This window comes from Acinetobacter nosocomialis (assembly GCF_041021905.1).
GTDB lineage: Bacteria > Pseudomonadota > Gammaproteobacteria > Pseudomonadales > Moraxellaceae > Acinetobacter > Acinetobacter nosocomialis.
The window spans coordinates 2,150,763-2,162,193 of sequence record NZ_CP157432.1; the positions used below are offsets into that span (position 1 = coordinate 2,150,763).

The 11,431-nt window shown below is 37.7% G+C and carries 12 protein-coding genes; 4 read left to right on the top strand and 8 right to left on the bottom strand.

Annotated features, from left to right (window positions below):
* Positions 1-320: 320 nt before the first annotated feature.
* Positions 321-1,670, top strand: coding sequence for an MFS transporter (locus ABLC00_RS09925; protein ID WP_004887020.1), 1,350 nt, complete (start codon positions 321-323; stop codon positions 1,668-1,670).
* A gap of 116 nt (positions 1,671-1,786) precedes the next feature.
* Complete coding sequence (locus tag ABLC00_RS09930) at positions 1,787-3,043, top strand: OprD family outer membrane porin (protein WP_004887018.1); 1,257 nt, start codon at positions 1,787-1,789, stop codon at positions 3,041-3,043.
* Between the two features lie 35 nt (positions 3,044-3,078).
* On the opposite strand, the gene ABLC00_RS09935 is transcribed toward ABLC00_RS09930, so the two are convergent.
* Genes ABLC00_RS09935 through ABLC00_RS09950 form a run of 4 tightly spaced genes read right to left on the bottom strand, consistent with a single transcriptional unit; the run spans position 3,079 to position 6,913 of the window.
* Positions 3,079-3,822 carry an SDR family oxidoreductase gene (locus ABLC00_RS09935; RefSeq protein WP_004887016.1) on the bottom strand — a complete coding sequence of 248 codons (744 nt, stop codon included), beginning with the start codon at positions 3,820-3,822 and terminating at the stop codon, positions 3,079-3,081.
* A gap of 15 nt (positions 3,823-3,837) precedes the next feature.
* Complete coding sequence (locus tag ABLC00_RS09940; protein ID WP_004887013.1) at positions 3,838-4,536, bottom strand: histidine phosphatase family protein; 699 nt, start codon at positions 4,534-4,536, stop codon at positions 3,838-3,840.
* Positions 4,533-5,654 (bottom strand): phosphotransferase family protein, encoded by a 1,122-nt coding sequence (locus tag ABLC00_RS09945; protein ID WP_004887010.1) that lies wholly within the window; start codon positions 5,652-5,654, stop codon positions 4,533-4,535. The genes ABLC00_RS09940 and ABLC00_RS09945 overlap by 4 nt, the downstream gene beginning before the upstream one ends.
* A 17-nt stretch (positions 5,655-5,671) precedes the next feature.
* Positions 5,672-6,913 carry an acyl-CoA dehydrogenase family protein gene (locus tag ABLC00_RS09950; protein WP_004887009.1) on the bottom strand — a complete coding sequence of 414 codons (1,242 nt, stop codon included), beginning with the start codon at positions 6,911-6,913 and terminating at the stop codon, positions 5,672-5,674.
* Between the two features lie 88 nt (positions 6,914-7,001).
* On the opposite strand from ABLC00_RS09950, the gene ABLC00_RS09955 reads away from it, so the two are divergent.
* Complete coding sequence (locus ABLC00_RS09955) at positions 7,002-7,922, top strand: LysR family transcriptional regulator (RefSeq protein WP_004887007.1); 921 nt, start codon at positions 7,002-7,004, stop codon at positions 7,920-7,922.
* Between the two features lie 42 nt (positions 7,923-7,964).
* The gene (pcaU, locus tag ABLC00_RS09960) at positions 7,965-8,777 is read left to right on the top strand and encodes an IclR family transcriptional regulator PcaU (RefSeq protein ID WP_000030961.1); all 813 of its coding nucleotides are present in this window, start codon (positions 7,965-7,967) and stop codon (positions 8,775-8,777) included.
* A gap of 90 nt (positions 8,778-8,867) precedes the next feature.
* Here the strand turns inward: pcaU and ABLC00_RS09965 are convergent, their stop codons facing one another.
* The 4 genes from ABLC00_RS09965 to ABLC00_RS09980 form a co-directional block, all read right to left on the bottom strand.
* Positions 8,868-9,734, bottom strand: coding sequence for an MBL fold metallo-hydrolase (locus ABLC00_RS09965; protein ID WP_004708553.1), 867 nt, complete (start codon positions 9,732-9,734; stop codon positions 8,868-8,870).
* A gap of 4 nt (positions 9,735-9,738) precedes the next feature.
* Positions 9,739-10,152 carry a DUF6691 family protein gene (locus tag ABLC00_RS09970; protein ID WP_009499597.1) on the bottom strand — a complete coding sequence of 138 codons (414 nt, stop codon included), beginning with the start codon at positions 10,150-10,152 and terminating at the stop codon, positions 9,739-9,741.
* A 4-nt stretch (positions 10,153-10,156) separates the two neighbouring features.
* Positions 10,157-10,570 carry a YeeE/YedE family protein gene (locus ABLC00_RS09975; protein WP_002048868.1) on the bottom strand — a complete coding sequence of 138 codons (414 nt, stop codon included), beginning with the start codon at positions 10,568-10,570 and terminating at the stop codon, positions 10,157-10,159.
* 135 nt (positions 10,571-10,705) lie between these two features.
* Complete coding sequence (locus ABLC00_RS09980; protein WP_002048825.1) at positions 10,706-11,173, bottom strand: DUF6438 domain-containing protein; 468 nt, start codon at positions 11,171-11,173, stop codon at positions 10,706-10,708.
* Positions 11,174-11,431: the final 258 nt, after the last annotated feature.

The window sequence follows — 11,431 nt, forward strand, 5'->3', positions numbered from 1 at the left end:
ATAAAAACAAGTAAAATCATATTTTTATTTAATTAAATTCTTCCAATAGCTCACTTAACATACTTTTTAGGTATCTAAACATACTCAATAAGTAATGGAATTTTACATATAAAAAGAAAATAATTATTCAACAATTTACCCAATCTTACTATTTCCGTTTGTACTAGGATCTCTTCTTCAAGGTCCTTTACCAAACCAAATTCAATCATTTCTAGCCGTTTTATTATTCATTTCAAATGGGGACGTATCAAAAATTTTGAGGATGAATAAAAGCTAGAGATCAATTTCTTTAAAGCGTTTTATACATAAGGATTAAGTGTATGAACCAAAGTAATATCGCCGTTGAAAGGACACAAAAGAAAACCAATGCATATGCATGGTATGTGGTCATACTTTGTATGTTGGCCTATATATTTTCATTTATTGACCGTCAAATTCTGGCGTTGATGATTGAACCCATCAAAGCAGACCTTCAACTTTCAGATACTCAATTTAGCTTGTTACATGGCCTTGCCTTTTCACTATTCTACGCTGTGATGGGCTTACCATTAGCCTATATTGCCGACCGTTTTTCCCGACCAAAACTGATTTCAATCGGAATTATTGTCTGGAGCTTGGCAACAGCAACTTGCGGTTTAAGTAAAAACTTTATTCAACTGTTCTTAAGCCGTATGGCTGTAGGCGTTGGTGAAGCAGCTTTATCTCCAGCGGCCTATTCAATGTTTAGTGACATGTTTAGTAAAGACAAACTAGGCCGCGCGGTCGGGATCTATTCAATTGGTGCTTTCTTAGGTGGAGGTATCGCCTTTTTAGTTGGCGGTTATGTGATTAACCTACTTAAAGGCGTGACACTCATTGAAGTTCCTTTATTAGGTGCACTTAAAGCATGGCAAATTGCCTTTTTAGTGGTGGGGTTACCCGGCATTATTATTGGTTTGTTATTTATTTTGACAGTTAAAGACCCTGCACGTAAAGGCCAGCAACTCAACCAAAGTGGACAAGTTGACCAAGTTAAATTCACACAGTGCCTTCAGTTTATTAAAAAACATGCAAAAACTTTTGCTTGTCACTATTTAGGTTTTACCTTTTATGCAATGGCACTCTACAGTCTGACTAGTTGGACACCAGCATTTTATATTCGTAAGTTTCAACTCGCACCGACTGAAACAGGCTATATGCTCGGCAGTATATTGCTAGTTGCAAATACTTTAGGCGTGTTTTGTGCAGGATGGCTAAACGACTGGTTTATTAAAAAAGGACGCCAAGATGCACCGATGTTCACGGGGGTGATTGGTATTGTTGGCCTGATTATTCCAATTGCATTTTTCACCCAAACAGATCAACTCTGGCTTTCAGTAACTTTGCTCATTCCTGCAATGTTCTTTGCCTCCTTCCCCCTTGTGATCTCGGCAACAGCATTGCAAATGTTAGCACCCAACCAATTTAGAGCACGCCTTTCTGCCCTATTCCTTTTGGTGAGTAACTTAATTGGACTAGGTGTTGGTACAACATTAGTGGCAATTATTACAGATAAGGTTTTTGGCAATCCATTAATGGTGGGTTCTTCTTTATCTATTGTGGGTGGTTTGTCCTGTGTACTGGCTTTGGCTCTACTTTTTAAAGGCTGTAAATCCTTTAGTGAAAGCATGAAGCTTGAAAAATTACATTAATTGAAGCAACAGCCATTTATAAAAACAGGAGTTCCCTTTAAACAATTTAGGGAACACCACACCAATATTTCACAATACGTAATGCCGAGGACTGGCATATATCTTGGAAATGGATTATGGAATTATTTCACCGCTTTCAACCACATACTTTAGCTCTTGCCACTTTAATACTTATGTGTAGCAGCTCATGGGCTGCAAATCCAAATCAGCAACCTGAAGATGAATGGAAATTCACTTTAAAAAATGCCTATATCAACCGCGATTTTGATAATGACGCCCTTAAAGATACCGGTAGCTGGTCTCAGGCAGCATCTTTATTTTATAAATCGAAAATGCATGACACTCCGCTAGTCATAGCAGATAAACCGATTACGATTGGGGCCGATGCTTCCGTTCAATACGCCGTGCGTTTAAGTTCTGACAAACATGTCGCAGATACGGTTCTACCTTTTAATAAAGAAACGCAATCTCAAGCATCTGACTATCTAAAATACGGCGCGACCTTAAAACTAGGTTATGACAAAACACTTTTGAGTGTCGGCGAACTCTGGCTAGATTTACCTGTAACAGCAGTCGATGCTAGCCGTCAGTTACTCACTTCCTATTGGGGCACTAACCTTAAGTCACAGCTTTCAGATCAACTCTATGCAGAAATTGGTCGAGTTGAAAAAGTCTCGCCACGAAATGAAGAAGACTTTAAAAAGTTTTCTTTCACATCCAATGGAATTACTAAAGAATCTGATGGCTTAAATTATATTGACTTGCGCTATCAATTCACGCCGTCTTTAAAAGGTGAATATTATTTTGGTAATTTGGAAGACCTCTATAACAAACACTATGTAGGGCTTGAACATACATGGAAACAGCCTAACTTTGCCCTCACTTCTAAGTTTAAATACTTCAATGCGAAAGATGACGGTAATACTTTTAATATTGATGCCCAGAACATTGGTTTACTTGAAACCGTCAAAGTAAAAAACCATACCTTTGGTTTGGGGTACCAACAAATTATTGGAGAGTCGGCTTACCCGCTACCGGATGGTTTCTTACCAGAGACGTATTTCATTAACTGGAATGCTACGGGCTTTTTCAAAGAAGATGAAAAATCTTACCATGTCATGTATGGCTATGACTTTAAAGATTATGTACCGGGCTTAAACGTAATGGTGAAATATGTTTACGGTCATGACTTTAAAGCAGCCAATGGTGAGAAAAACCATGAAACCGAATCAAACATCATTCTGAACTATGCCTTTCAGCAGCCTTTCTTAAAAGGCTTTGCCCTGCAATATATTCGTATTGACTACAACGTTAAACATGGTAATGACTTTGGTGAAGACCGTTTATTTGTCAATTACACTAAAAAATTCTAAATAAAAATTACCCCCTTAAATTTTGGGGGTATTTTTTATCCTAATTTATTAACCAACTTTAACGGTAAAACTTTCATGACAATACTCATTGGTAGCCATGGCCATTGTGGTACATATGCTTTTACAGGCTGTTTTTCAATCGCTTTGACTAAAGCTTTACACCCTGTTTTGGCATCGACTTCAAAAGGTAAATGTTTTGCACCTTCGTTCAATTCAGTACGAATGTAACCCGGAAAAATGGTTGAGACTTTAATTGGAGTATCCAGTAACTCAGCGCGAATACCCTCGGCCAAGTGAGCAACTGCAGCTTTACTTGCCGCATAGGTCGATAAATGTTTTGGTAATCCGCGCATCGCACTCATGGATGATATCACCACCAAATGACCTGCATTTTGCGCTCTAAAAATTTCAATCGCTGCCTCACACTGCGCTAAAGCAGAAATGAAGTTTGTTTCAGCAGTGGCTCTGTTAATTTCAAAATTACCTTTACCAATACGGCGGCCATTTCCGACTCCGGCATTTACAATAATTCGGTCTAAATAGCCAAATTCTTGTTTAAAGGCACGAAATACTTCAAAAACCTGATCGTAATTGGTAACGTCCAGACTTTTCGCAATTACCTTAATACCGTACTCATTTTCAAGTTCGGTTTTTAAGGACTCTAGTCGGTCTAAACGGCGTGCACAAATCGCCAAGTTATAACCTTTGGCTGCAAATTCATGCGCCATACCTGCACCTAAACCAGAACTTGCACCTGTAATTAAAATTGTCTTTGCCATGCTTTATCCTTATTTTTAAATCCATGTCAGTAAATCTGGACGCTCAGCTTTTATAAAATGATGTTCATTTAAACTTAAAACCTGAGCTTCGTTGCCAACTAAACGTAAAGTGGTGAGGCTTGTATTGGTAATTGCCCAATTCAAAGCAAAAGTTCGATTGGCGCTCAGTTCAAGCAGCTTGCCAATTGCTACGGAAACCACCCCACCAGAGGTAAAAACGACTGCATAACGAGGTTTGGTTTTTGCCAACTCATCACAAAGTTGCTGTAGCGCTGTTTCAACTCTGCTTTTAAAATGCGGCCAAGACTCATCATATTCATGATGAAAATCACCGTCGGTCCATCGTTCAATCGCACCTTCAAATATTTTTGCAAGATACGCGCGAGGGTTATGCTCTTTTGCGATATCGGCTTTTAACAGTTCAGGCTGTTCAAAACGTGGCTCATAACGGGCAAAAACCTGTTGATGGTTAAACTCATTCCATAAATTATTATGATGAATTACCGCATCTGGAAAACATTCTTTTAGTGCGAGCTGTGCAGTTTGTTCATGGCGCTGCATAGTTCCTGCAACTATATAAGGTTGTTCTTTCAATATTTTCTTAAAATATTGACCTAATAAAGTCGCTTGAGCTTCACCATTTTCAGACAACTCATCATAGTTACTTTTACCAAATGATGCCTGTCCATGTCTTACCAGATAAATTGTGGTCATCTTCTTAAAATACCCTGTATTTTTTGTAGAGATTGCTGAGCAAATTCCGATTCTTGCAATTTTTGCTGCGCGATAAGTTTTAAAGCTCTCATATGTAGTGCATGGATCACTATCCAGAAATCTTTAAATGCAGGGTTTCGGGTCTGTTTATGGTAATAACGGTAATAGATTTGCTGAGCGATCACTGCTAAACGGAATACACCGAAGACTTCATAAAAAGTCCAGTTTTGAGGTTCCAGACCAGTTTTTTGCAAATAATAGTCAACGACTTCTTTGCGAGAGAACATTCCCTTTAGGTGAGTAGGCTGACGGCGTGTTGACCTGAAGATCATATTATCCGTAGGCTCAACCCAATAAGCTAAAGCACTACCTAAATCCATTAATGGATCACCCAAGGTCGCCATTTCCCAATCCAGCACGCCAATCACTTCTGTTGGGTGCTCTGGATTTAAAATTACGTTATCAAAACGCCAATCATTGTGAATAATACAAGTCGTAGAGTCTTGAGGAATATTATCGTTTAGCCATTTTCGGACATATTTAAATGAAGGAACGTTAATTGTGCGGACTTTTTCATAACGTTTATCCCAACCTTCAACTTGTCTACGGCAATATCCTGTACCTTTGCCAAGTTCAGCTAAAGGTGTGTTCTCATAAGGAACTTGATGCAGCTCAATCAGCTTATCAATAACATTTACACAAAGCTCATGAACATCTTCTTCATTAAAGCCAAGCTCAGGCGGCAATTTTGCACGAGGAATAATTCCTTCAATGCGTTCCATGACATAAAAATCACAGCCAATGACCGATTCATCCTGACAAAGTGCCACCATTTTAGGAAGTACTGGATAATAAGGAGCAAGGTTTTTCTGCACCATATATTCACGGGCCATATCGTGGGCTGACTTGGCTTTTGTTCCTTTTGGTGGACGTCGTAAAATTAAATCCGTATTTTCATACTTTAAACGATAAGTCCAATTCGACGCGCCGCCCGTATATTGAGTAACGACTGCTGGACCAACTAACTCAACACCTTGGTTCTTTAACCAGTTTTCAACTGCCCCAATATCAAGTTCTTCACCTTCACGTACTTCACCGCCTACATCAATTACCGACATATTCTCTTCCTTTAAACTTATACTTTCTTATGACGACCATAACCACGTTTGGCCAACTCTAATTTGGCAATCATGCCTTTATGTACTTCATCTGGACCATCAGCTAAACGTAAACTACGTGCTTGAGCAAAGAAACCTGTTAAAGGTGTATCTCGTGAAACGCCTGCACCGCCATGTAGCTGAATTGCCATGTCGACTACTTTTTCTAATACGCTTGGAGCCACGACTTTAATTGCAGATATTTCTGTTAAAGCAGCCATATTTCCTAAAGTATCCATTTTATAAGCAGCATACAAGGTTAAAAGTCTAGCTTGATCTATGGCTACTCGCGCATCAGCTACACGTTCGAGGTTCCCACCAAGTTTTAAAATTTCTTTGCCAAACGCCGTTCTAGACATGCCTCTATCAATCATAAGTTCTAGTGCTTTTTCAGCAGCTCCGATACAGCGCATGCAATGGTGAATACGCCCTGGCCCTAAGCGACCTTGTGCAATTTCAAAACCTTGGCCTGCACCACCAATAAAGTTTTCAAGAGGTACTCGAACATTTTTAAAATGAACTTCACCATGTCCATGTGGTGCATCGTAATCACCAAACACAGGTAACATACGCTGAATTTCAACACCCGCTGTATCAATCGGTACTAAAACCATAGAGTGTTGATGATGGCGATCTTTGGTTTCATCTGGGGTATGCGCCATAAAAATAATGACTTTGGCATTTGGATCACCTAAACCAGACGACCACCACTTTTTGCCATTTAAAACAATTTCATTTCCTTCGATGAGTGCAGTCGCTTGCATATTGGTTGCATCACTTGATGCAACATCTGGTTCAGTCATACAAAAAACAGAGCGAATTTTTCCGTCCAATAAAGGCTGTAACCATTGTTGTTTTTGCTGTTCACTGCCATAGCGCCATAACACCTCCATATTTCCCGTATCTGGTGCATTACAGTTAAAAACGGTTGGTGCCAATAAACTGCGGCCAGTCAATTCAGCAATATGTGCATATTCTTGAACAGTTAACCCAGCACCTAGCTTTTCATCGGGTAAAAACATATTCCAAAGGCCTGCCTGTTTGGCTTTAGATTTTAGAGTTTCTAAAAGGTCTGGCCATTGCCATTTTGTCCAGTTTCCATCTGGATTTAACTCATGAACTTCTTCCCAAAATTTTGCCTCGACAGGTTCTATTTCTTCTTGAATAAATTTTTTAGTTCGCTCAGCAAAATCTTGAGCTTTTTTTGAGAGTTCAAACATTCTTTTTCCTTTACATCATTATCTGGTCTTTACATCAACATAACTTGAAACTTAATATGAATGAAATGATTTTATTAAATAATGTCTCATGAATAATATTCATAACCTACATGGCCTAGACTTAAGTTTTTTTCACCGAATTGATATCAATTTATATCCGCTTTTTATCGCGATTTATGAGCAAAAAAGTATTTCAAATGCGGCAAGTAGTCTCAATATTACACAATCGGCAGCAAGTCATGCTTTGCAGCGTTTACGCCAGCAACTTGAAGATGATGTATTTATACGTGTAGGTAATAAAATGTCTGCAACGCCTTTTGCAGAACAGATTTATCCAACTGTTAAGCAAGCACTTTTAACCATTCAAAATATTAGCCAGCAGAAACATGTGTTCGACCCAACAAGTTTAAAAAGCTTAAAAATCGCCGTGCATGACGAAATTGAGCCAATTATTCTCCCAAGATTGGCTCAACATTTTCAAAATCTTAATTTAGATTTGCAGTTTGTCAGTATGAAGCTCGATCGAAAACATATTATGGCGGACTTGGCTACACAACAGCTCGATTTCGTAATTGACCTAGAACAATACTTGTCTCCAAAAATTACCTTTGATCTTCTGGTCACAGATGAATTCATCATTTGTAGTCAACTTAAAGAAGTCGATTTATCTAGCTACATTAGTGGTAGACACATTGGTGTTTCATCACGCCGTACAGGTGCTTTACTTGAAGATATTTATTTAAACCAACACCAAAAAATCTCTAGAAATGTATTTATGCGCTGTCAAAATTATTCAACGGCGTTACAAGTTCTAGGAGCTCAAGCCGACGCAATACTCACTATGCCTCGAATGATTTTGCAGCATTTATCTTATAGCCCTGATATTCAACTCCATTCTCTGCCTTTTGAGATGACCAATATTAAAATGGGTATGTTTTGGCATGAAGATTTGAGGGATAATTTAAGGCATCAATTTTTGCGACATGAAATCATTAAACTTTTTCAGTAAAGCAAATTGATCTATTAAGCTTCTATCGTACAAGGACCAGTAATGAGTAAAGATGAACGGATAATCCAGAATCAGGACAACAAAAAAACGATTCGTCATGAAGATTACATTGCTGGCATTGGTAAAGGCATGGCGATTTTAGATAGCTTTAGTAGTAATCAACATCGTTTAAATATTTCTATGGCAGCTGAAAAAACCGGGCTTACCCGAGCGGCAGCAAGACGCCATTTATTAACTTTAGAATATTTAGGGTATCTTGAGTCAGATGGCCACTATTACTATTTAACCCCTAAAGTACTCAAATTTTCAGGAGCTTATTTAGGTGCAGCTCAGCTTCCAAAAGTATCTCAACCTTTATTAAATCTTCTAACCAACCAAACCTCTCTCATTTATTCAGTGATGGTACTTGATGGTTATGAAGCCATTACTATTGCCCGTAGTGCTGCTCACCAACAAACTGACCGTGTAAATCCATATGGTTTGCACTTGGGTAACCGCTTACCTGCTCATGCAACCTCGGCGGGTAAAATTTTACTGGCACATTTAAGCCAAGAAGAACAATTGGACTGGCTCCAAAAATATCCACTTCAGCGTTTAACTAAATATACGCATGTCGAAAATGATAAATTTTTAGAGTTACTAAAAGAAATCCGAGAACAAGATTGGTGTTATTCACGTGAAGAACACGAATTAGGTGTTCATGCGCTCGCCGTACCGATTTATGGACAAGACTTTAAAGTGGTGGCTGCTTTAAATATTGTCTCTCCAACCATGAGAACAACTGAAGAATATTTAATTCAACATATTCTGCCGCTATTGCAAGAGACTGCGCGGGATTTAAGACAAGTCCTTTAAATCTTACTTAGGCTATTTTCATAAAATTAATTTTATTTTGCTTAGGCTATTTGAGTACCTAAAATGATTGAATGAATACTTAGGCTATTTCTAAAAGTAATTAAATGGGATTTTTAAATAGCGGATACCATTTGCTTCAGGTTCCGGAAAATTTCCACCGTTCATATTAATTTGAATTGAAGGCAGAATTAATTTTGGCATTGCCAAAGTCGCATCTCTTTCCTGACGCATTTTTATGAATGAGTCTTTGGAAACTCGTCGATTTAAATGGATATTGCTTTGTTTTTGAGTTTTTATATCAGTTTGACAGACATATTCATCACGACCTTCGGGCTTATAGTCATGACATAAAAACATACGCATATCGTCGGGAAGTGTGTAAAGTTTTTGTACCGAATCATAAAGTGCAGCAGCACTTCCTTTAGGAAAGTCGCATCTGGCCGAACCATAATCAGGCATAAATAAAGTATCACCTACAAAAACGGCATCACTGATCACATAGCTTAAGCAAGCGGGTGTATGCCCTGGTGTAGGAATGTTATAGGCTTCTATCTCCCCTATTTTGAAATGTTCATAATCTTCAAACAAATAGTCAAAGGGCTGATTTTCATTAAATTTCTTAAAATCAAAATTATAAATAGCCGAAAATGTTTCTTGTACAACTGAGATTTTTTGACTAATCGCAACTGTACCACCCAATTTAGATTTTAAATATTGAGCCGCAGTCATATGGTCGGCATGTACATGGGTTTCTAAAATCCATTGTACCTTGAAGTTTTGCGCCAAGACATAATCAATAATTAAATCAGCATTAGTCGTTTTTGTAGTGGCCGACGCGGGATCATAGTCAAGCACACTATCAATAATGGCGCATTGACGAGTCGCTAAATCCGCAACAACATAGCTAAAAGTATTGGTATTTTCATCAAAAAAATCTTTTACTAGAGGTTGTTGCATATCTTTAATTTCCTTTATTTAAAATTCGGAAAATAAACATTCCTACTAACATCGCGACAATAAAATAAAGTGCTTCAAAATGTCCTAATCCAACAAGAGTTAAAGCGGGCGCTGGACATATACCTGCTATTCCCCAGCCTATACCGAAAATAAAAGCGCCTACAATTAACCTTTGGTCAATCTGTGTATTCGTTGGTAATTGAATTTGTTCATTAAAGAGTGTTTTTGGTTTTTTAATAGCCCTTTGAAACGGAATAAATGCCACAGCAATCGCACCTAGCATCACAAACATTAAGCTAATATCCCATTGCCCAAAAATATCTAGAAACCCTAAAACCTTTGCAGGGTTAGACATACCAGAAATCATTAACCCCAATGAAAACAAACCACCAAATATAAAAGCAAAGACATTTTTCATAAGATTACCCCAACACATGGCGAATGATATAAACGGTTAACATGCCAGCAAACATAAAAACTGCTGTCGCTATTATTGAGCGTTTTGAGAGCCGACTCATACCACAAATACCATGACCACTTGTACATCCAGAGCCTAGCCGTGTTCCAAAACCAACAAGTAACCCTGCCAGAATAAGTGCAAATGAATTGGCTTTAATTTCAATGTCGGGCTGATAAAAATAACTGTATATGAAAGGCGTAATTACGAGTCCTGCAATAAACCAGAATGCAGAACTTTTAAAAGTATCTTTAGTTGGTCTAATAAGTTGTGCCATCAAACCACTAATTCCGGCTATACGACCATTTATATATAAATATCCAACTGTTGCGATGCCGAGTAATAAACCACCCAAAAAAGCATAGACAATATTTGACATATAGCTACTCTTAACAATATATGTTTTTGTAATCTGTATTATACGCTGATTCTTTTAGAAATACTTAATATAAAACTTTTAAGTTTATAATTCTTCTTAACAAGAAAAAGCCCCAAGATTTTGGGGCTTTTATCATTAAATTAGATCTTTAATGCCTAATTGTTCAGGTAATTTTTCCATAACTTTATTTAATCTATTATTTGCTGGAGAGATACAACCTGTGTAATGGCTTAATTTTGTTTCTGTACCATTTGGTTGAATCCAGGTGATGTAATAGCTAGACATGTCAGTTGCAGTTTGCTGGCAACCCGCAGTTTTAGATTGAGTTCCTGTTTGAGGACGATAAGTTTTTAATTCGTCAGCAAGTTTTTGATAATCTTTTACGCTACCTTGGATTTCTTTAACACCAAGTGTTTTTGTATATTGTTTACCTTCAAAACGAATTAAGCCTGTAGGCGCCACTTCTACTGAATAAATTGGACATGCGCCGAAACATGGACTAGAAGCATAACGAATGGTTTCTTGTGTATTAGGTGCTTGCTGAACAGAAGCACAACCCATTAAAGCCAAACCGGATAAAGTTGCAAGAACTAAAAATCTCATTACATCACCTATTATTATCAAGTGGCTTTAATCTAACAAATCAGATCCAAATTGTCATTAAAGACTCATTTTTCATATCTTTATTTAATAAGACTTAGGCTATTTTTAATTTTATAAAGAAATTGTAATACAAAGCACATAAAAAAAGGCCCATCTTTCGATGAGCCTTAAGCCAATTAAAGCTTAAATTCCTGAAATACAAATTATTACTGGGTAGTAATAACCTGCGCCAACCATTCTATAGTAATGCAATACATT

Excerpts from the sequence above, each read along its gene's own strand:
- ABLC00_RS09975 (WP_002048868.1), bottom strand. The coding sequence starts at position 10,570 with ATGTCAAATATTGTCTATGCTTTTTTGGGTGGTTTATTACTCGGCATC.
- ABLC00_RS09940 (WP_004887013.1), bottom strand. The coding sequence starts at position 4,536 with ATGACCACAATTTATCTGGTAAGACATGGACAGGCATCATTTGGTAAA.
- ABLC00_RS09965 (WP_004708553.1), bottom strand. The coding sequence starts at position 9,734 with ATGCAACAACCTCTAGTAAAAGATTTTTTTGATGAAAATACCAATACT.
- ABLC00_RS09935 (WP_004887016.1), bottom strand. The coding sequence starts at position 3,822 with ATGGCAAAGACAATTTTAATTACAGGTGCAAGTTCTGGTTTAGGTGCA.
- ABLC00_RS09925 (WP_004887020.1), top strand. The coding sequence starts at position 321 with ATGAACCAAAGTAATATCGCCGTTGAAAGGACACAAAAGAAAACCAAT.
- pcaU (WP_000030961.1), top strand. The coding sequence starts at position 7,965 with ATGAGTAAAGATGAACGGATAATCCAGAATCAGGACAACAAAAAAACG.
- ABLC00_RS09950 (WP_004887009.1), bottom strand. The coding sequence starts at position 6,913 with ATGTTTGAACTCTCAAAAAAAGCTCAAGATTTTGCTGAGCGAACTAAA.
- ABLC00_RS09970 (WP_009499597.1), bottom strand. The coding sequence starts at position 10,152 with ATGAAAAATGTCTTTGCTTTTATATTTGGTGGTTTGTTTTCATTGGGG.
- ABLC00_RS09980 (WP_002048825.1), bottom strand. The coding sequence starts at position 11,173 with ATGAGATTTTTAGTTCTTGCAACTTTATCCGGTTTGGCTTTAATGGGT.
- ABLC00_RS09945 (WP_004887010.1), bottom strand. The coding sequence starts at position 5,654 with ATGTCGGTAATTGATGTAGGCGGTGAAGTACGTGAAGGTGAAGAACTT.
- ABLC00_RS09930 (WP_004887018.1), top strand. The coding sequence starts at position 1,787 with ATGGAATTATTTCACCGCTTTCAACCACATACTTTAGCTCTTGCCACT.
- ABLC00_RS09955 (WP_004887007.1), top strand. The coding sequence starts at position 7,002 with ATGAATAATATTCATAACCTACATGGCCTAGACTTAAGTTTTTTTCAC.